Below are 21,106 nucleotides of genomic sequence, written 5' to 3' on the forward strand. Positions count from 1 at the left end.
GTAATTTTTATGGCTAGCATTAAACAGGAAAATATTAGAAACTTTTGCATAGTCGCACATATTGATCACGGTAAATCAACATTAGCAGACAGAATTATTGAGAAGACAGGACTTTTAACTAGTAGAGAAATGCAGGAACAAGTCCTTGATAATATGGATCTTGAAAGAGAAAGAGGTATTACAATTAAGGCCCAGACGGTAAGAACTGTTTATAAGGCAAAAGATGGTGAAGAATACATTTTCAACTTAATTGATACTCCAGGCCACGTAGATTTTAACTACGAGGTTTCAAGAGCTCTTGCTGCTTGTGATGGTGCTATCTTAATCGTAGATGCGGCACAGGGTATTGAGGCTCAGACTTTAGCTAATGTTTACTTAGCTCTAGATCATGACCTAGATGTTTTCCCAGTAATTAACAAGATAGATTTACCAAGTGCAGAGCCACAAAGAGTAATAGATGAAATTGAAGATGTAATAGGAATTGAGGCACAGGATGCTCCTCTTATTTCGGCTAAGAACGGAATTAATATTGAAGAGGTATTAGAGCAGATTGTAACTAAGATTCCAGCTCCAACAGGAGATAGAAAGGCGCCACTTCAGGCCTTGATTTTTGATTCGATTTATGATGCCTATAAGGGTGTAATTATATTTGTAAGAGTCAAGGAAGGAACTGTAAAGAAGGGCACTAAGATTAAGATGATGGCCACAGGTGCTTCAGAAGAAGTAGTTGAGGTTGGTTATTTTGGTGCAGGCCAGTTTATTCCATGTGATGAACTTTCAGCCGGCATGGTAGGTTATATTACTGCAAGTATTAAAAATGTATCTGATACCCGTGTAGGTGATACAGTAACAGATGCTAACAGACCTTGTAGTGAGCCACTTCCAGGTTATAAGAAGGTTAATCCAATGGTTTATTGTGGTCTTTATCCTGCAGATGGTTCTAAGTACCAGGATTTAAGAGATGCCCTTGAAAAGCTACAGCTTAATGATGCTTCGCTTTTCTTTGAACCAGAAACATCTATTGCCTTAGGCTTTGGTTTTAGATGTGGTTTCCTTGGTTTATTACATCTTGAAATCATTCAGGAAAGACTTGAAAGAGAGTATAATCTAGACCTTGTAACTACAGCACCAGGCGTAGTTTATAAGGTGCATAAAACTAATGGTGAGGTTATTGATTTAACTAATCCATCTAATATGCCAGATCCTTCAGAAATTGACTTTATGGAAGAACCATTTGTTAATGCTGAAATCATGGTAACAACAGAATTTGTTGGTCCTATTATGAAACTTTGTCAGGAGAGACGTGGTATCTATCTTGGCATGGAATATATTGAGCAGACAAGAGCTCTACTTAAGTATGAATTACCACTAAATGAAATTATTTATGATTTCTTTGATGCCTTAAAGTCTCGTTCAAGAGGTTATGCTTCTTTTGACTATGAAATGAAGGGTTATGTAAGATCTAAGCTTGTTAAGCTTGATATTCTTATTAACAAAGAAGAGGTGGATGCCCTTTCATTTATTGTATTTGCTGGCAGTGCTGAAGAGCGTGGAAGAAAGATGTGTGAAAAGCTTAAGCTTGAAATTCCAAGACAGCAATTTGAAATTCCAATTCAGGCAGCAATTGGAAGCAAAGTCATTGCAAGAGAAACTGTTAAGGCACTTCGTAAGGATGTACTTGCTAAGTGTTACGGTGGTGATATCTCAAGAAAGAAGAAATTGCTTGAAAAGCAGAAAGAAGGAAAGAAGCGAATGCGCCAGATTGGTAATGTAGACATTCCACAGAAGGCGTTTATGAGCGTTCTAAAATTAGATGAAGAATAATAATCAATTAGGGATATATATACATATCCCTTTTTGTGTGCAGAAATGTATTTATTGTGATTTTTTATCTGCACCAGCAAATGAAGAAACAAAATATAGCTATGTTCACGCACTCATTAAAGAGATTGAAAAGACTTCAAAGGATTTTAAGGATAGGGATGTCAACAGCATTTTCTTTGGAGGTGGAACCCCTTCAACCCTAGATCCAATCCTGATAGTTGAAATCATGGACGCCCTTAGAACACATTTTCAAATAAATGAATTCGCAGAGGTGAGTCTAGAGTGCAATCCAGGAACCCTTGATGAAGATAAGGCCTATATTTATAGAAATGCTGGAATTAATAGAATAAGCTTTGGCTTGCAGTCGGTAAACAACGACGAGCTTAAGATGCTTGGTAGAATACATAGCTTTGAAGAGTTTAGAGATAGCTTTAGACTCGCTAGAAACTACGGCTTTAACAATATCAATATCGATATTATGACAGGCCTTCCAGGGCAGACTAAAGAAAGTCTAGAAAAGACCTTAAAGACTGTGCTTGCCTTTAAACCTGAGCACATCTCCGCTTACGGACTTATCCTTGAAGAGGGTACTAAGCTTTTTGAAAATATAAACAATTACCCAAGTATCCCATCTGACGAGGATGATAGAGATATGTATGAGCTTGGTAGATCTCAGATAACTAAGGCAAAGCTTAGACAGTACGAGATTTCAAATTATGCAAAGAAGGGCTATGAGTGTATTCACAATCTAAAGTACTGGAATAGAGAAGAGTATTTAGGTTTTGGTATTGGCGCTGCAAGCTTTGTAAATGAAACAAGATACTCAAATACTAGAGATATAAATGCTTACATGGACGCTTTGAATAAAAAGGACATGAAGTTAGATTCCATTAGAGAAAATGTGGAAAAATTGGACATCAATGATGCTAAGGAAGAATTTGTATTTTTAGGACTTAGAAAAACGGATGGCATCTCTCTAGAGGACTATAAAGAGCGCTTCGGAGAAGACATAAATAAACAATATGAAAAAGAAATTGCAAGCAACGTGGAAAAAGGCTTGCTTGTGATTGAAGGTGATAGGATGAAGCTCACAAGAAGTGGGGTGGATATAAGTAATAGTGTGATGGCGGATTTTATAATAGGTTAGGTAACGCAGATGGGGCGTTGCTAGTAAAAAAAGACACGATTCAAAGTATCGTGTCTTTTTTGCTAGTATTCACTACGCCGTTAGCAATCTACTTTCCTTCCTTTTCCCTACAGAGAAGCTCAAAAGCTCTTGGTGTATTCTGCATCATTTTCTTAAAATCCCTATGGAAGTGAGCCTGATCAGAATAGCCGTAGCCATTTATTATCTTTCCAATTTCAAGGTTTGGATATTTAATCATTTCCTTAACAACACACTGGAAGCGAATTAATTTTGCATATTCCTTTGGTGTAAGGCCATATGTTAAGAAGAAAATCCTTGTAATATGTCTTGATGAGTAACCATATTTGTCTGCTAATGAAAGAATAGGAAGTGTTCCTTTGCTTGCGTTAATATCGTCTACGATATCATTAACGATTGGCGAGATAGGAACGAAAGTCTTACTCTTTGATAAGTAATTTGTAAAAGCCTTAACTCTTTCCTTTGAAGACTGGCTAGACTTTAGGTTGTCGATTAATATTTTCTCAAAAGAATCCTTTTCTGGTGCGTAGTCTGAAACTGTATCTTTAAGTAATACAGGATAAGATTCTGCATCAGCGCCCTTTCCAAAATATGCCCCCTTTTCATCGAAACGTACACCAAAGAAATGTTTGTAAGCCTTAAGCTTTATTTCTTTGTACTCTGATTGAAGACCAATGCAATAAAATGTTGCATTTTCATTATCATCATTATAACCAATAATCCAATCGATATATGGTGATGGTACAACTCTTAAATTAAGAGAGGTTGGTCTTTTAGCGTCCAGCTCGTAAATCATCATACGAGATGGTGTGTAAAGAGTAGTTGTTGTTACCTTAAATGCACTTGTGTCTAAGTCAAAATAAGGCTGAATCATGTTGCTAGTAGTGCTCATATTTCCCTCCTTTAAATATTGAACAAACTGACTTTTTTATCATAAATATTTCTATCTATTTTAATAATAGTACATTTATTCCAAAAGTCAATAAAAAATGTCCTTTTTTTTCAAGAAATGTAAACTTTTGTAAAAAATGGATGGCAAATTATATTTTTCACAATGTTTTTTTCAGTGCCAAAACTATAGTTACACTAAAATATTTGTCTATTTACTATTAATATGGTTATATTATTATCAAATTACGATAAAAATTTAACTAAGTAAATTAAAAGTATACAATTTATAGGGAAAATTTATGTATTTTATTTAATTCTTGCCCTTAAATTGTTTACTTTTTTGTGCTAAAACTATAAAATATTATATAGTCGACGTTATGTAGTACTATAACGTCAAGCATCAAAAGGAGGATGAAAATATAATGGCAAGAGTTAAACATTCTATGGATGGTAACACAGCCGCAGCTCATGTAGCATATGCCTACACAGAAGTAGCTGGTATCTATCCAATTACACCATCAAGCCCAATGGCTGATGTAGTGGATCAGTGGTCTGCAGCCGGTAGAAAGAACATTTTCGGAAACACAGTTAAGGTTTCTGAGATGCAGTCAGAAGCTGGTGCAGCTGGTACTGTTCACGGTTCATTAGCTGCTGGTGCACTTACAACAACATTTACAGCTTCACAGGGTCTTTTACTTATGATTCCTAATATGTATAAGATTGCTGGTGAGCAGTTACCATGTGTATTCGACGTATCAGCTCGTACAGTAGCTACACAGTCACTTAATATCTTTGGTGATCATAGTGATGTATATGCATGTCGTCAGACAGGTTTCGCAATGCTTTGTGAAACAAACCCACAGGAAGTTATGGATCTTTCTCCAGTAGCTCACTGTGCAGCATTAGAAGGTAAGGTGCCTTTCCTTAACTTCTTCGATGGTTTTAGAACTTCTCATGAAATTCAGAAGATTGAAGAATGGGATTACGAAGATCTTAAGGATATGTGCCCAATGGATGCAGTTGAGGAATTCAGAGCTCATGCTCTTAACCCAGAACATCCAGCAATGCGTGGTTCTCATGAAAATGGTGATGTATTCTTCCAGCACAGAGAAGCATGTAATACAGCATACGATCAACTTCCAGCAGTAGTAGAGAAGTACATGGCTAAGGTTAACGAGAAGTTAGGTACTAACTACGACTTATTTAACTACTATGGTGCAGCTGATGCAGATAGAGTTATTATCGCTATGGGTTCTATTAATGACGTATGTGAAGAAGTTATTGATTATTTAACAGCTAAGGGTGAGAAGGTCGGCCTTGTTAAGGTTAGATTATATCGTCCATGGTCTTCAAAGGGCTTACTTAAGGTATTACCTAAGTCAGTTAAGAAGATTGCTGTTCTTGATAGAACAAAGGAACCAGGTTCTCTTGGTGAGCCACTTTACCTTGATGTTGCTACAACACTTCGTGAAGCAGGCTTAAATGACATCACATTAGTTGGTGGTCGTTACGGTTTAGGTTCAAAGGATACTCCTCCTTCATCAGTATTTGCTGTATATAAGGAATTAGAGAATGACCAGCCTAAGCACAGATTTACAATCGGTATCGTGGATGATGTTACTAACCTTTCACTTCCAGAAGTTAAGCCAGCTCCTATTACAGCTGCTAAGGGTACTGTTGAATGTAAGTTCTGGGGTCTTGGTGGTGATGGTACAGTAGGTGCTAACAAGAACTCTACTAAGATCATCGGTGACCATACAGATAAGTATATTCAGGCATACTTCCAGTATGATTCAAAGAAGACAGGTGGTATCACAATTTCTCACTTAAGATTTGGTGATAACCCAATTAGATCTCCTTACTATATTAACCAGGCTGACTTCGTTGCATGTCATAACCCATCTTACGTAATCAAGGGTTACAAGATGGTTCAGGACGTTAAGCCAGGCGGAATCTTTATGATTAACTGCCAGTGGTCAGACGAAGAATTAAATGAACATATGCCTGCAGAAGCTAAGCAGTATATTGCTAAGAATAACATTCAGTTATATACAATCAACGCTATTGATAAGGCTATCGAAATCGGTATGGGTAAGAGAACTAACACAATCTTACAGTCAGCATTCTTCAAGCTTGCTAACGTAATGCCTATCGATGATGCAGTTACATTTATGAAGGAAGCTGCTAAGAAGTCTTACTCTAAGAAGGGTGACGCAGTAGTTGAAATGAACTACAAGGCTATTGATGCTGGTGTTGATGCTCTTCATAAGGTAGAAGTTCCAGCTGATTGGGCTAATGCTACAGCTGAAAAGAAGGTTATCGATCGTAAGGGTCGTCCTGCTACAGTTAAGATGGTTAACGAATTACTTGATCCTATCGGATTAATGGATGGTGATAGCCTTCCAGTATCTGCATTCAAGGATTGCGCTGATGGTCAGTTTGAAACAGGTGCTTCTCAGTACGAGAAGAGAGGTACAGCAGTTATGGTTCCTGAATGGGATCCAGCATCATGTGTTCAGTGTAACAGCTGTGCATTCGTTTGTTCACATGCTACAATCAGACCATTTATCTTAGATGCAGCTGAAGTTTCAGCAGCTCCAGAAAACATTAAGTTAGCTGATTCTAAGCATGCAGTAGATACATCAATGAAGTTTACAATGTCTGTATCTCCACTTGACTGTATGGGTTGTGGTGAGTGTGTTACTGTGTGTCCTGCAGCAGCTAAGGGTGCATTAAAGATGGTTCCACAGGAATCACAGGCAGCAGAGCAGCCAGTATTCAATTACTTAGTTGAAAATGTTGGTAAGAAGGAAATCAAGCCAGTATTTACAGATACAACACCAATCGGTTCTCAGTATAACCAGCCATTACTTGAATTCTCAGGTTCATGTGCAGGTTGTGCAGAAACATCTTATGCTAGATTAATTACACAGTTATTTGGTGAGCATATGTACATCTCTAACGCAACAGGTTGTTCTTCAATCTGGGGTGGTCCAGCTGCTACATCACCATATACAGTTAATAAGGATTCATTAAAGGGACCAGCTTGGGCTAACTCATTATTTGAAGATAACGCTGAGCACGGTTTCGGTATGTACTTAGGTCAGAAGGTATTAAGAGATCAGGCTATTGCTAAGATCGAAGAGATGGCAGCATCTGATAAGGCTTCTGCTGAATTTAAGGCAGCAGCTAAGAACTTCCTTGACACTAAGGAAGATACAAAGAAGAACTCTGATACAGTTGCTCCATTAGTAGCTGAATTAGAGAAGGCAGCAGCTAACGGTTGCGATATCGCTCCAGAAGTTCTTGCTAAGAAGGATTACCTTGCTAAGAAGTCTGTATGGATCTTCGGTGGTGATGGTTGGGCTTACGATATCGGTTTCGGCGGTCTTGATCATGTACTTGCATCTGGCGAGAACGTTAACGTTATGGTATTCGATACAGAAATGTACTCTAATACAGGTGGACAGGCATCTAAGGCTTCTAACATCGGTGAAGTTTGTCAGTTCGCTGCAGCAGGTAAGGAAATCGGTAAGAAGTCATTAGCTGAAATCGCTATGAGCTATGGTTACGTTTACGTAGCACAGATCGCTCTTGGTGCAAACCCAGCTCAGGCTGTTAAGGCAATTGCTGAGGCTGAGGCTTATCCAGGTCCATCACTTATCATTGGTTATGCTCCTTGCGAACTTCACGGTATCGCTAAGGGTGGTATGAACCACTGCCAGGATGAAATGAAGAAGGCTGTTAAGTCTGGTTACTGGAACCTCTTCTCATTCAACCCAGCTAATAAGGCTGAAGGTAAGAATCCATTCACACTTACATCTAAGGAAGGTGATGGATCTTATCAGGAATTCCTTAATAATGAAGCTCGTTATACAAGACTTATTAAGCCATTCCCAGAAAGAGCTGAGAAGCTCTTCGCTGATTCAGAGAAGGCAGCTAATGATAGATTTAAGCATCTTCAGAAGCTTGTTGCTCTTTATGGACAGGAAGACTAATAAGGTTTTAAATTAAAGATATAACTAGGGATTAGTTATTAATATAGTTGGTACGCAAGGGCCTAAGGGACAGTTTATCTGTCTCTTAGGTCCTTTTTTTATTATTAAAAATCTAGTTCACTGCCGCTAAGTTATGGTATACTTAGATTAGTGAATAGATGTTTAGGAAGTGGATATATGTCAAAATGTGGTTGCGGTTGGGAGTTTTCCTCAGACCTTATGATTAAATACCATAATGAGAAATTAATTTATGAATTTATTAGACGAAAGGAGTAACGCTATGGATAATACAGATTTTTTTGAGGACATGAGTTGTTGCGGACACAATGGTATGGAGGTTAAGTGGTCTGACACTTGCGGAATTTGTGGTAAGAAGCTTGTGGGAACTGACAGAGTGGTAGATTATATCGTGCTTCCAGAAGATGGGGGTTCTAATTCCGTTGATAATCAGTTTTACATTTGCAGAGATTGTAAATATAAAAGACAGGATAAGGGAACAAAGGTTAAGAAGTAGTTATGTCGTCATATTTTGAAAAGGCCTTATCAAATTTCCTTTCGGAATTTACCACCACAGGTTCTATAAAGCATTTGGTAGATAGGGGCATGACCTTAGATCAAATCATAGAGAATATGGACTATCCAGCCTCAAGAGAGAAGGTTTCTAGGAAAATGTATGAATACATGCTAGAGGCCAAAATATTGGTTGAAGATTTGGATATGAGTAAATATAATATAGTGGAATATAAAAGCAGGAACGAGTTGTCTCATATTGTATCTAAACATGGCAAAGAGAGGCTTTATTTTATGTGCCCTTTTGGCTATTATCTAAAGAATAATAAAGAGGAATTGTTAAGACTAACTAGTTGCCTGACTAAGCGTGAAGCTGACTATATTTTAGGCATACCATGGATTTTAAATAAGACATATCACTGCGCGGATTTAAGAATGCTTGAAATCGCCTCTGAGCTTATGGATAAAAGAGATTTAAAGCTAGAACTCTATCTTAATAGGGAGCTTCTCTAAAAGTGATATGTAAATTTGGGAGGATATATGGATAAGTTGACAGATTCAATTATAGAAGCGGTATTTTCTAACTATATTGAAATCTACGAGATTGATTTGGAAAATGATTACATAAAACTTGTATATTTACAAGATAAGGCACTTAGCTTAGACCTTGATAAAGAAGGGGTTTATAGCGAGCTTAATAGAAAATATTCAAGAGAAAGAGTAGAGAAGGAATACGCAAGAGAGCGTGAAAGACGTGGAACCCTTGAGAATTTACGAAAGGAGCTAGGGGAGAAGGAAAGCTTCGAATTTAGCTATATAGTTAATTCTGACAAGGTTAGAACAGTAGAATATAAGCGTCTTTTAATGGATGATAATGGAAAGCCTATTAAGGCTTTAATGGGCTATAAAAGAATTCTAGATGATAGAGCTGAGGTTTTTAAGCTTAAGTTAGAGAGAAAAAAGCACAGAGATCTTTTAGAGGAAAAGCTTAATGAAGCGAAAGCTGCAAGCCTTGAAAAGTTGAGATTTCTATCAAACATGTCCCATGATATAAGAACACCTATTAGTTCAATGATAGGCTATATTAACCTATCTAAAACCCACATCGACAACAAGGATTTGGTTTTATCTTATCTTGATAAGATGGAGAGTAACTCAGAGCAGCTAATTTCCCTTATTAATGATGTTCTTGATATTTCAAGGATTGAGAGCGGTAAGGCAAGCATTGAAGAATATCAGCAAAGTCTTTATTCAATTATTGAGGAAGTTAAGGACTTAATAGAGCCTATAGCCCAGTCAAGAGAGCAAAACTTTAATGTAAATATAGAAGTGGAAAATGAAGAGATTCTAGCAGATAAGTTAAGAGTAGTTAAGATTTTATCTAATATCCTTACAAATGCTGTGAAATACACACATAGATGTGGAACTATAGATTTTACAATTAAAGAGGATTTAGAAAGGAAAGAAGAGGGCTATGTAGCTTATCTTTTTGAGATAAAGGATAATGGTGTGGGTATTAGCGAAGAGTTTTTACCACATATTTTTGATCCCTTTGAAAGAGAAAATGATAGAGAAATCGCAGCCATACAAGGAACCGGCCTTGGCCTTTCTATAGCAAGGGAATTAACTAAGATGTTATCTGGTGAACTTGAGGTGGAAAGTGAGAAATATAAGGGCACAAAGGTAACAATAGCCATGAAGTTTAAGCTCTTTAGACAGGATATCCTTGCTAATAAGCCTAATTTAATTCATGAGTCTAACTTTAGAAGAGCCGAGGATTTGGCTAATCAGAGAACTTTTGAAAGAAAGAGATTCTTGATTGTGGATGATAATGAGGCAAACCTAGAGATTTTGTCTACATTTTTACAAGACCTAGGAGCTAGCACAGATACTGCAACTAACGGTTTTGATGCCCTTAATAAGTTTAAGAAGAGCAGAATCTATCAGTATAATGCGGTGCTTATGGACATTAAGATGCCTATTATGAATGGAAATGATACAACAAGGGAAATTAGAAAGCTTTCCAATAGAACCCTTGCTGCCGTTCCTATTGTGGGTATTAGTGCAAATGTATATCCCCAGGATAGATTAGATTCCCTTGATGCAGGGATGGACGCCTATTTAGTAAAGCCTGTTAATACCACAGAACTTATTAGAGTTTTAAAGGAAGTAATGCTCTAAATTTTGTAAATAAAAGACATAAAAAATGCTATGTAACTAAAAGGGGTTGTTACATAGCATTTATTTTTTGACCGTATTTATTCTGCTTATATAAGGCTATTTAGCTCTGTTGCAAGATTATCAAGATTAGATGCGACATTGCTATCTAGCTTATCTATCTTTGTCTTTGCAAGGGCACGTTTTAAGTCGTTTAGGGAACGCTTAACTTCCTTTTTCTTTTGCTTATCCCAAATCTTTTTATTTGCTTCTAAGAGATTTACAGCATTGTTATAAGCCTTAGTAGCTTCATTATAGCTATCAATATAGCCCTGGTAGGTTTCATCCTTTTTACCATAGATTTCAGCTTCCCACTTTGCCTTTGCGATTTCTTCCTCTGTCATGTTGTCATTAGAAGTGATGGTAATGGATTGTTCATTTCCTGTACCTAAATCCTTAGCAGATACATTTACAATACCATTGGCATCAATATCAAAGGTAACCTCAATCTGTGGGATACCAGCGGCAGCTCTCTTAATTCCTGAAAGCCTGAAATTTCCAAGTAACTTATTGTCTCTTGTAAATTTACGCTCACCCTGGAAAACCTTAATATCAACGGAAGTCTGGAAGTTTCCAGCAGTTGTAAAAATCTGGCTGTGTCTAGTTGGAATAGTTGTATTTCTCTCAATTAATCTACTTGAAATACCACCTACTGTCTCAATAGATAGAGAAAGTGGTGTTACATCCATAAGTAAAATCTCAGAGGCCTTAGAACCAGGAACTAACTGGTTTCCTAGCTTACCACCCTGAATTGCAGCACCTAGGGCTACGCATTCATCTGGATTAATATTTCTTGTAGGTTCCTGTCCCATGATTTGACGAACCATGTTAACTACAGCAGGGATTCTTGTAGAACCACCAACTAAAACTACCGAATTAATATCATTTTTACTAAGACCCGCATCCCTTAAGGCATTCTCCACTGGAGGGATTGTTCTCTCCACAAGGTCCTGGCATAATTCTTCAAACTTAGCTCTTGTAATATTAGATTCTAAGTGATATGTCTGGCCCTTTTGCTGTGTAATAAAGGGAAGATTAATATTAGCGGTTGTGGCGCAGGAAAGGACCTTTTTAGCATTTTCCGCTTCTTCATATAAACGTCTCTTTGCAGCGTCATCCTTTGCTAGATTAATTCCATGGGCCTCTTTAAATTCTTCTATTAAATATTCTACAATTCGCTCATCAAAGTCATCGCCACCTAGGTGATTGTCGCCGGATGTGGCTAAAACCTCGATTGTGTTGTCATCAATTTCAATTACTGATACATCAAATGTACCACCGCCTAAGTCATAGACCAAAATCTTTTGAGATTGTCCATTATCAAGTCCATAAGCTAGGGCAGCAGAAGTTGGCTCATTAATTATTCGAAGTACGTTTAGACCTGCAATCTTACCAGCGTCTTTAGTGGCTGTTCTTTGAGCGTCGTTAAAATAAGCGGGAACAGTAATAACAGCGTCTGTAACTTCTTCTCCTAAATAATTTGAGGCATCTTCTTTAAGTTTCATAAGGATATATGCTGATATTTCTTGAGGGGTGTATACTTTTTGGTCGATCTTTTTAGTGAAGCTTGAACCCATATGTCTCTTTATTGAGAAAAATGTTCTGTCGGGATTAATAGCTGCCTGTCTTTTAGCTAAATCTCCCACTAATCTCTCTTTATTCTTATCAAATGCAACAACTGATGGAGTTGTTCTATATCCTTCTTTATTAGTGATTACTACTGGCTTATCACCTTCAATTACAGCAACACAACTATTTGTGGTGCCTAAGTCAATTCCTATAACCTTACTCATAATCTGCCTTCCTTAGAAAATATTCATTTTTATTTAACTCTATTGTAGCATGTCCTTAGAAATATAAAATGGATAAAAAATGATAAATGATAAAAAAAGTATAAAGAAAATTATAGGTTTAATTTTAGCTTAAAATATGGTAACTTATTAAGGTATAGAAGCAGAAGTGTTTTCTATTTTCGATATGTAATAAGTTTTGTAAGAACGTCCAAACTACTTGTTTGTGACTTTGATTGGAGGTAAATTTTGGCAGGCTCAACATTTGGCAACATTTTTAAGATATCAACTTGGGGAGAGTCCCATGGAGAGGCTCTAGGCGTCGTAATTGACGGCTGTCCCGCAGGACTTAAACTAGAGGCTAAGGATATTCAAGATTTCCTTAATAGAAGAAAGCCAGGTACATCTAAGTTTACTACACCAAGAAAGGAAGACGATGAAGTTTCCATTCTTTCAGGTGTTTTTGAAGGTAAGACAACAGGAAGCCCAATTTCTTTAGTAGTATTTAATAAGCAGCAAAGATCCGCTGACTATAGCGAGATTGCAAGCTATTATAGACCAGGTCATGCTGACTTTACATTTGATATGAAGTATGGTTTTAGAGACTACAGAGGAGGCGGTAGAAGTTCTGGTAGAGAGACTATTGGTAGAGTTGCAGCAGGAGCAATTGCAATTAAGATTTTAGAAAGTCTAGGAATTAAGATTGATGCTTATGCTAAGGAAATCGGTGGAATTTCTATTGATTATAACAATTTTGATTTAAAAGAAAGAGATAAGAATCCTTTTAATATGCCAGATAGCAAAGCAGCTAGTGAGGTGGAAGAACTTGCTAGTGAGAAGAGAGCCGAAGGGGATTCCCTTGGTGGAGTCATTGAATGCCAGATAAAGGGCGTCATGCCAGGAATTGGCGAGACAGTTTTTGATAAGTTAGATGCTAGACTAGCACAGGCTATTATGTCTATCGGGGCTTGTAAGGGCTTTGAAATTGGAAAAGGCTTTGAAGTTGCTAGTATGTTTGGCTCTACTAATAATGATGCATTTTCAATAAAAGATGGCAAGATAACTAAGGAAACTAACAATGCCGGCGGAATACTTGGCGGTATGTCAGATGGTAGCGATATTATCTTTAGAGCTGCCTTTAAGCCAACACCATCTATTTCTAAAATGCAGAACACAGTTAATAAATCTAACGAAGAAATTGAGGTTAGCATTAAAGGCCGCCATGACCCATTAGTGGTTCCAAGAGCGGTGGTTGTAGTTGAAGCAATGGCAGCTCTAAGCCTTGTAGATTTAATATTTACCAACATGACAGCAAGAATGGACAAGATTGTTGATTTTTATAAAAATTAGGAGAAAATAATATGTATAAGATTTTAGCAACTTCAGGAAATGCTAAGAGAGCTGAATTTACAACAGTTCACGGAACAGTTCAAACTCCTGTCTTTATGAATGTAGGTACAGTTGCAGCAATTAAGGGTGCTGTAGCAACAACAGACCTTCAGGAAATTGGCACACAGATTGAACTTTCTAACACATATCATCTTCATGTACGTACAGGAGATAAGCTAATTAAAGAATTAGGCGGCTTACATAAGTTTATGAATTGGGATAAGCCAATCCTTACAGATTCAGGCGGATTCCAGGTATTCTCTCTTGCAGGCTTAAGAAAGATTAAGGAAGAGGGAGTTACTTTCCAGTCTCACATTGATGGACATAAGATTTTTATGGGTCCTGAGGAGAGTATGCAGATTCAGTCAAACCTTGGTTCAACAATTGCCATGGCCTTTGATGAGTGTGCTCCTGCTAAGGCTGATAGAAACTATGTTGAGAAGTCAGTAGCAAGAACTACACGTTGGCTTGAGCGTTGTAAGAAGGAAATGGATAGACTTAATTCTTTAGAGGATACAGTTAATCCACATCAGATGCTCTTTGGTATTAATCAGGGTGCGGTTTATGATGATATTAGAATTGAACATGCAAAGAGAATTACTGAGATGGACCTTGACGGTTATGCTGTTGGTGGTCTTGCAGTTGGTGAGACTCATGAGGAAATGTATCACGTACTTGATAAGGTAGTGCCATACCTTCCAAAGGAAAAGCCTACATATCTTATGGGTGTTGGTACACCAGCTAATATCTTAGAGGCAGTTGATAGAGGTATTGATTTCTTTGATTGTGTTTACCCATCAAGAAATGGTAGACATGGTCATGTTTATACTAAGTTTGGTAAGATCAACCTCTTTAATGCTAAGTATGAAAAGGATTTAGCACCAATTGAAGAGGGCTGTAATTGTCCTGCTTGTCGTAATTATTCAAGAGCCTATATAAGACACTTACTTAAGGCTAAGGAAATGCTTGGTATGAGACTTTGCGTTTTACATAATCTCTATTTCTATAATCATTTAATGACAGATATTAGAGGAGCTATTGAAGCTGGTAATTATAAGAGTTTTAAGGATGAGAGATTATATTTACTAAAGACTTATGATAAGGATAAAAAATAATTGTTTGAATTTATTATTATTTAATAGACATAGCAGTTAATTTGGTTTATTATTCTTAAAGTGAAGTTAGTTTTAGACTAGCGATTAATGAAGAAAAATTAGGAGGTTATTTATGTCAGCTATAGTTATGGTCATTTATATTGTTGCTATCATCGCTATGATGTATTTCTTGGCAATTAGACCACAGAAGAAGCAGCAGAAGGAACAGCAGATTCTTATGGAATCAATGGAGGTAGGAGATGTAGTTCTTACTACTAGTGGTTTCTACGGAGTGATCATCAGTCTTTCTGAGGATGATGTTATCGTTGAATTTGGTAACAACAAGAACTGTCGTATTCCAATGCAGAAGAAGGCAATTGCTCAGGTTGAAAAGGCTACAACATCAGAAGATAACTAATTTATATAATAAAGCTTAAGTCGCTAGAGATTTCTAGCGACTTTTTTTAATGCAAATTTTTTATAGTCATGATATAATATATAAAAATATTGTGATTTTAAATTAGTCTAAGTATTGGGGGTAAAAGTGAAATCTAAACTAGTAAAATTGCTAAAAATCAATCTTAGTTTACTTATATATACGCTTCTAGTCTTAATTGTTGTGATTACATTTTCATATGCCAAATATCTAGATAAGGCTAATGAGACCATAAATTCAACCATTGAGAGCATTCAGACTAATATTGATAAAGAGGACTTAGAAAATCTAAATGCTTACGTTTCTAGTATTTTTTCAAGTCTTTCTGATAGAAATGTGGCAGAAGACGAGATAAATACTAAGCACACGGCAGATTTTGGCCACCTAAAGGACTATAAGGAATATGCATCCATAAAGAATGCCCTTTCCCTAGTTTATGGGGCCAATGAAAGTATCTATGACTTGTCGCTTTTATACATAGATCTTGATAATAACAGAATGGTATATTTAGCTGATGAGGGGCCATATGATTTAGGGGTCTTTAGGGGACTTAGCTATTCTTATTATAGTAAGATTGTCTTAAAGAAGAAGGCTAGCCTATCAAGCTTAAATAAAACCTGGATTGTTTACAGGGGCGCTAATATCTATAACGACAACAACAAGGTAATTGCCACTGTCAATGTAAGTATTAATATGGATTTGTTTAAGGAAAATGTAATCTCTATATGCATTTTATGCTTAATAATCTATCTTTGTACTTGTCTAGTAGTTTCCTTAGTTTTCTTAAAGCTACCGGCAGCTTATAAAAAGGCCAGCGTCTATTTAAAGGCTAATGAAATAATTGTCCTATCTAAGAAGGAAAAGAAAAGAAGGGCAAAGGAAGAAAAGAAACTAAGAAAGAAGGAAGCCAAGGCAAGGGAAGAAAAGGAGTTAGAGGAAGAGTTTAAAAAAGATATCTTAGAGGAGAATAAAAGAAATTATGAAATCCTAGAGGATTCAGATATAGATTCTAATTCTAAAACAGAGACTTCATCTGCAGATATGGAACCTATGTCAAAACCAAGAGAAACTAAAGAAGGGGAGGAAGAGCATCCAGTTATTGACTGGATTGTTGATCAATTATAAGCTTATTTGAGCCTCTTAATAAATTATAGTAAATTTTAGAGCTATCACTAATAATGGAAATCAATTTTTAAATTAAGAAAAATAAAATTAAGTTGTAATACAACTTGACTTATGCGGTTAGACAACTGTAATATATAATATAAACCAAATACACTTGGTTTAAATTAGGATAAGAGGTATGTAGTTATGGAATGTAAGATTACTTTAATTCCTGGTGATGGAATCGGACCAGAAATTGTAGGAGAGGCAGTTAAAGTGCTAAATAAGGTGGCTGATAAGTTTGGTCATACTTTTAATTATACTAAGATTTTAATGGGAGGTTGCTCCATTGATGAGTATGGCGTTCCACTAACTGATGAGGCGGTAGATATTTGCAAGGCTTCAGATGCAGTATTACTTGGCGCAGTTGGCGGTAATGTAGGTAACTCAAGATGGTATGATGTGGCACCTAATTTAAGACCAGAGGCTGGTCTTTTAAAGATTCGTAAGGATTTAGGTTTATTTGCTAATCTAAGACCTGCTTATCTTTATAATGAGTTAAAAAAAGCTTGTCCTTTAAAGGAAGAGATTACAAAGGATGGCTTTGATATGATTATTGTAAGAGAGCTTACAGGCGGTCTTTACTTTGGAGAAAGAGAAACTAAGACAGTTAATGGTATGTTAGAAGCTAGAGATACTCTTACATATAATGAAGAAGAAATTAGAAGAATTGCTATTAAGGCATTTGAAATTGCTAGAAAAAGAAAGAAGAAGGTAACATCAGTAGATAAGGCTAATGTACTTGATTCTTCTAGACTTTGGAGAAAAGTTGTAGCTGAGGTTTCTAAGGATTATGAGGATGTAGCCTTAGAGAATATGTTAGTTGATAACTGTGCAATGCAGCTTGTTATGAATCCTGGACAGTTTGATGTTATTTTAACTGAGAACATGTTTGGTGACATTTTATCAGACGAGGCAAGTATGATTACAGGTTCTATTGGAATGTTATCATCTGCATCACTTGGTAAGACAAAGCTTGGACTATACGAACCTAGTCATGGTTCAGCACCAGATATTGCAGGACAAAACAAGGCTAATCCAATTGCAACAATTCTTTCAGCTGCAATGATGCTTAAGTTTAGTCTTGATCTTGATAAGGAGGCTAATGCTATTGAGGAGGCAGTGGCTAAGGTATTAAGTGAAGGTTATAGAACAGTTGATATAGCTTCTAATGAGACAAAGGAAGTTGTAGGAACTGATAAAATGGGCGATTTAATCGCTGCTAATATTTAATTAAAGGAAGGAAGAAGGATTATGAAGAGTGATAATGTAAAAAAAGGTATGCAACAGGCACCACATCGTTCCCTTTTTAATGCCTTGGGTTTTACTGAGGAAGAAATGGAAAAGCCATTAGTTGGTGTCGTTAGCTCATATAATGAAATTGTTCCAGGTCATATGAACCTAGATAAGATTGTAAATGCAGTAAAGATGGGAGTAGCAGAAGCTGGTGGTGTGCCAGTAGTTATTCCTGCAATTGCAGTTTGTGATGGTATTGCCATGGGTCATATTGGTATGAAGTATTCTCTTGTAACTAGAGATTTAATTGCAGATTCAACAGAATCTCTTGCAATTGCTCATCAGTTTGATGCCCTAGTTATGGTACCTAATTGTGATAAGAACGTACCTGGTCTTCTTATGGCAGCAGCTAGAGTGAATGTTCCTACTGTATTTGTATCCGGTGGTCCTATGCTTGCAGGCCGTGTTAAGGGTCACAAGACTAGCCTTTCTTCTATGTTTGAGGCAGTTGGTGCTTGCGCAGCTGGTAAGATGACAGAAGAGGATGTAAAGGAATATGAGCATAAGGCATGTCCTACTTGTGGTTCATGTTCTGGTATGTACACAGCTAACTCTATGAACTGCTTAACAGAGGTTCTTGGTATGGGTCTTAGAGGAAATGGAACAATTCCTGCAGTTTACTCAGAAAGAATTAAGCTTGCTAAACATGCAGGTATGGCTGTTATGGAAATGTATAGAAAGAATATTCGTCCAAGAGACATTATGACAAAGGATGCTATTATGAATGCCTTAACTGTTGATATGGCCCTTGGTTGTTCAACAAATTCAATGCTTCACCTTCCAGCTATTGCTCACGAAGTAGGCTTTGATTTTGATATTAAATTTGCAAATCCAATTTCAGAAAAGACTCCAAACCTTTGTCACCTTGCACCAGCAGGCCCAACTTACATGGAAGACTTAAATGAAGCCGGCGGTGTATATGCAGTAATGAAGGAACTTGATAGTCTTGGTCTTATTAATAGAGACTGTATGACAGTTACAGGTAAGACAGTTGGTGAGAATATAAAGGATGCTAAAAACTTAGATCCAGAAGTTATTAGACCAGTATCAAATCCATATTCTAAGACAGGTGGACTTGCAGTACTTTCAGGTAACTTAGCTCCAGACGGTTCAGTTGTTAAGCGTTCAGCTGTTGTTGATGAAATGCTTGTACATGAAGGACCAGCAAGAGTATTTGATTGTGAAGATGATGCAATTGTTGCTATTAAGGGTGGAAAGATTAATCCTGGCGACGTTGTTGTTATTAGATATGAAGGACCAAAGGGTGGCCCTGGTATGAGAGAAATGCTTAATCCTACTTCAGCTATTGCTGGTATGGGACTTGGCTCATCAGTAGCTTTAATTACTGATGGTAGATTCTCAGGCGCAAGCCGTGGTGCATCTATTGGACATGTTTCTCCAGAAGCTGCTGTTGGCGGACCTATTGCTTTAGTAGAAGAAGGAGATATTATCTCAATTGATATACCTAAGTTAAGCCTTAACTTAAAGGTTTCTGATGAAGAATTAGAAAAGAGAAGACAGGCTTGGACTCCAAGAGAACCAAAGGTTACAACAGGTTACTTAAAGAGATATGCTTCTATGGTTACATCAGGTAACAGAGGTGCAATTCTAGAAGTTCCTAAGGGTGTAAACTAATATTTAGACTTTATTTATATATAAAAAAGTATTAAACTAAGTCTTAAGCTGTATTATGGCCACAGCTTAAGACTTATAACTTAATACCTAGGTATAATCGCATTTAGTACCGGGTTTTAAGTATATTTTCCTAATAGTTACACATTTACTTTAAAAAACTATAGGGTCGAAATAGGAGAGAAGGTTTATGAAAATTAATGGTTCAGAAATCATCGTTGAATGTTTGAAAGAACAGGGTGTTGATACTGTTTTTGGATATCCAGGTGGAGCTATCCTTAATGTATATGACGCTCTTTATAAGCATTCTGATGAAATTACTCATGTACTTACAAGTCATGAGCAGGGGGCTGCTCATGCTGCAGATGGTTATGCAAGAGCAACAGGTAAAGTAGGTGTTTGTTTTGCTACTTCAGGTCCTGGTGCAACTAATTTAGTAACTGGTATTGCTACAGCTTATATGGATTCAATTCCTGTAGTGGCAATTACTTGTAATGTTACTGTACCTTTACTTGGTAAGGATTCATTCCAAGAGGTTGATATAGCTGGTGTTGCTATGCCTATTACAAAGCACAGCTATATTGTTAAAGATGTTAACAAGCTAGCTTCCACAATTAGAGAAGCGTTTAGAATAGCTAAAGAGGGACGTCCAGGCCCTGTTTTAGTAGATGTAACAAAAGATGTAACAGCTAATTTAGCAGAATTTAAGAAGATGGAAATTGAAGCTCCAAAAAGAAAGGTTATTGACTTAACTGATGAGGATATAGATAAGGCAGTAGCAATGATTAAGCTTTCTAAAAAGCCTTTCCTTTATGTAGGAGGCGGTGTGATTTTATCTGATGCCTCTAAGGAATTAAGAGAATTTGCAGATTTGGTAGACGCACCGGTTTGTGATTCCTTAATGGGTAAAGGCGCATTTTCAGGACACGATAAGAAGTATACAGGTATGATTGGTATGCATGGTACTAAAACTTCTAACTTTGGCGTGTCTGAATGTGATCTTCTTATTGCCATTGGTGCAAGATTCTCAGATAGAGTAACAGGTAATGCTAAGAAGTTTGCGCGTCATGCTAAGATTTTACATATTGATGTAGATCCAGCTGAAATTAATAAGAATATTCATACAGATGCCTCAATTATTGGCGATGCTAAGGAAGTCCTTTCTCGCCTAAATGCTAAGCTTACAAAGCAAGATCACACAGAGTGGATTAAGCATATTGAGGAATATCAAAAGAAGTTCCCAATGAAGTTCAATAAGGACTCTTTAAATGGTCCTAATATTATGGAAAATATCGATAGAATCACTAAGGGTGAGGCTATTATTGCAACTGATGTTGGACAGCACCAGATGTGGGCAGCTCAGCATTATAAGTACACAAGTCCACGTACACTTCTTACATCAGGTGGCCTTGGAACTATGGGTTATGGCCTAGGTGCAGCTATTGGTGCTAAAGTGGGTGTAAAGGATAAGATTGTAATTAATATTGCTGGTGATGGTTGCTTTAGAATGAATATGAATGAAATAGCAACAGCAACTCGTTATAACATTCCAGTTATTGAGATTATCTTTAACAATCATGTACTTGGTATGGTAAGACAGTGGCAGGATCTCTTTTATGGCAAGAGATATTCAGCAACAGTTTTAGAAGATCAGGTGGATTTTGTTAAGGTTTCAGAAGGTTTGGGTGCTCATGCTGTAA

15 protein-coding genes are annotated in these 21,106 nt (G+C 36.9%); 13 read left to right on the top strand and 2 right to left on the bottom strand.

What is annotated here, in order from left to right; genetic code table 11:
• Positions 1–9: 9 nt before the first annotated feature.
• Positions 10–1,824, top strand: a complete 1,815-nt coding sequence (gene lepA, locus QVA17_RS07285) for a translation elongation factor 4 (RefSeq protein WP_027432102.1) — start codon at positions 10–12, stop codon at positions 1,822–1,824.
• Positions 1,814–2,971 (top strand): radical SAM family heme chaperone HemW, encoded by a 1,158-nt coding sequence (gene hemW / locus QVA17_RS07290; RefSeq protein WP_287387441.1) that lies wholly within the window; start codon positions 1,814–1,816, stop codon positions 2,969–2,971. The genes lepA and hemW overlap by 11 nt, the downstream gene beginning before the upstream one ends.
• An 88-nt stretch (positions 2,972–3,059) precedes the next feature.
• On the opposite strand, the gene QVA17_RS07295 is transcribed toward hemW, so the two are convergent.
• On the bottom strand, positions 3,060–3,881 hold the full coding sequence (locus tag QVA17_RS07295; RefSeq protein WP_287387444.1) for a helix-turn-helix domain-containing protein: 822 nt from the start codon (positions 3,879–3,881) through the stop codon (positions 3,060–3,062).
• Positions 3,882–4,302: 421 nt separating this feature from the next.
• Here QVA17_RS07295 and nifJ point away from each other — a divergent pair, with 421 nt between their 5' ends.
• The 4 genes from nifJ (at position 4,303) to QVA17_RS07315 (ending at position 10,569) form a co-directional block, all read left to right on the top strand.
• Positions 4,303–7,878 (top strand): pyruvate:ferredoxin (flavodoxin) oxidoreductase, encoded by a 3,576-nt coding sequence (gene nifJ / locus QVA17_RS07300; protein WP_287387447.1) that lies wholly within the window; start codon positions 4,303–4,305, stop codon positions 7,876–7,878.
• 280 nt (positions 7,879–8,158) lie between these two features.
• On the top strand, positions 8,159–8,392 hold the full coding sequence (locus QVA17_RS07305) for an HNH endonuclease (RefSeq protein ID WP_287387449.1): 234 nt from the start codon (positions 8,159–8,161) through the stop codon (positions 8,390–8,392).
• A gap of 2 nt (positions 8,393–8,394) precedes the next feature.
• Entirely contained in the window at positions 8,395–8,901 is a 507-nt protein-coding gene (locus QVA17_RS07310; protein WP_287387452.1) for a hypothetical protein, read from the top strand.
• Positions 8,902–8,928: 27 nt separating this feature from the next.
• Positions 8,929–10,569 carry a hybrid sensor histidine kinase/response regulator gene (locus tag QVA17_RS07315; RefSeq protein WP_287387454.1) on the top strand — a complete coding sequence of 547 codons (1,641 nt, stop codon included), beginning with the start codon at positions 8,929–8,931 and terminating at the stop codon, positions 10,567–10,569.
• 86 nt (positions 10,570–10,655) lie between these two features.
• Here the strand turns inward: QVA17_RS07315 and dnaK are convergent, their stop codons facing one another.
• The gene (gene dnaK, locus QVA17_RS07320; protein WP_287387457.1) at positions 10,656–12,398 is read right to left on the bottom strand and encodes a molecular chaperone DnaK; all 1,743 of its coding nucleotides are present in this window, start codon (positions 12,396–12,398) and stop codon (positions 10,656–10,658) included.
• Between the two features lie 246 nt (positions 12,399–12,644).
• Between dnaK and aroC the strand changes: the two genes are divergently transcribed.
• From aroC to ilvB, 7 genes are all read left to right on the top strand, one after another.
• Positions 12,645–13,745, top strand: a complete 1,101-nt coding sequence (gene aroC, locus QVA17_RS07325) for a chorismate synthase (protein ID WP_287387460.1) — start codon at positions 12,645–12,647, stop codon at positions 13,743–13,745.
• An 11-nt stretch (positions 13,746–13,756) separates the two neighbouring features.
• Positions 13,757–14,899: a tRNA guanosine(34) transglycosylase Tgt gene (gene tgt, locus QVA17_RS07330; RefSeq protein WP_027431410.1), complete on the top strand. Its 1,143-nt coding sequence runs from the start codon at positions 13,757–13,759 to the stop codon at positions 14,897–14,899.
• A 112-nt stretch (positions 14,900–15,011) separates the two neighbouring features.
• Positions 15,012–15,296, top strand: a complete 285-nt coding sequence (gene yajC / locus QVA17_RS07335) for a preprotein translocase subunit YajC (RefSeq protein ID WP_027431409.1) — start codon at positions 15,012–15,014, stop codon at positions 15,294–15,296.
• A 126-nt stretch (positions 15,297–15,422) separates the two neighbouring features.
• On the top strand, positions 15,423–16,439 hold the full coding sequence (locus tag QVA17_RS07340; protein ID WP_287387464.1) for a hypothetical protein: 1,017 nt from the start codon (positions 15,423–15,425) through the stop codon (positions 16,437–16,439).
• A 186-nt stretch (positions 16,440–16,625) separates the two neighbouring features.
• The gene (gene leuB, locus QVA17_RS07345) at positions 16,626–17,711 is read left to right on the top strand and encodes a 3-isopropylmalate dehydrogenase (protein ID WP_103952843.1); all 1,086 of its coding nucleotides are present in this window, start codon (positions 16,626–16,628) and stop codon (positions 17,709–17,711) included.
• A 21-nt stretch (positions 17,712–17,732) separates the two neighbouring features.
• A complete protein-coding gene (gene ilvD, locus QVA17_RS07350; RefSeq protein WP_287387465.1) occupies positions 17,733–19,409 on the top strand; it encodes a dihydroxy-acid dehydratase in 1,677 nt (558 codons plus the stop codon).
• Positions 19,410–19,596: 187 nt separating this feature from the next.
• On the top strand, positions 19,597–21,106 hold a 1,510-nt coding region (ilvB, locus tag QVA17_RS07355), incomplete at its 3' end, for a biosynthetic-type acetolactate synthase large subunit (protein ID WP_287387468.1).

The sequence above is a fragment of the Lachnospira sp. genome, from assembly GCF_016290755.1.
Lineage (GTDB): Bacteria > Bacillota > Clostridia > Lachnospirales > Lachnospiraceae > Lachnospira > Lachnospira multipara.

Bases quoted from the DNA above. Each gene is read 5' to 3' on its own strand.
- yajC (WP_027431409.1), top strand. From the start codon at position 15,012: ATGTCAGCTATAGTTATGGTCATTTATATTGTTGCTATCATCGCTATG.
- leuB (WP_103952843.1), top strand. From the start codon at position 16,626: ATGGAATGTAAGATTACTTTAATTCCTGGTGATGGAATCGGACCAGAA.
- nifJ (WP_287387447.1), top strand. From the start codon at position 4,303: ATGGCAAGAGTTAAACATTCTATGGATGGTAACACAGCCGCAGCTCAT.
- hemW (WP_287387441.1), top strand. From the start codon at position 1,814: ATGAAGAATAATAATCAATTAGGGATATATATACATATCCCTTTTTGT.
- QVA17_RS07305 (WP_287387449.1), top strand. From the start codon at position 8,159: ATGGATAATACAGATTTTTTTGAGGACATGAGTTGTTGCGGACACAAT.
- QVA17_RS07295 (WP_287387444.1), bottom strand. From the start codon at position 3,881: ATGAGCACTACTAGCAACATGATTCAGCCTTATTTTGACTTAGACACA.
- QVA17_RS07310 (WP_287387452.1), top strand. From the start codon at position 8,395: ATGTCGTCATATTTTGAAAAGGCCTTATCAAATTTCCTTTCGGAATTT.
- QVA17_RS07315 (WP_287387454.1), top strand. From the start codon at position 8,929: ATGGATAAGTTGACAGATTCAATTATAGAAGCGGTATTTTCTAACTAT.
- lepA (WP_027432102.1), top strand. From the start codon at position 10: ATGGCTAGCATTAAACAGGAAAATATTAGAAACTTTTGCATAGTCGCA.
- dnaK (WP_287387457.1), bottom strand. From the start codon at position 12,398: ATGAGTAAGGTTATAGGAATTGACTTAGGCACCACAAATAGTTGTGTT.
- ilvD (WP_287387465.1), top strand. From the start codon at position 17,733: ATGAAGAGTGATAATGTAAAAAAAGGTATGCAACAGGCACCACATCGT.
- tgt (WP_027431410.1), top strand. From the start codon at position 13,757: ATGTATAAGATTTTAGCAACTTCAGGAAATGCTAAGAGAGCTGAATTT.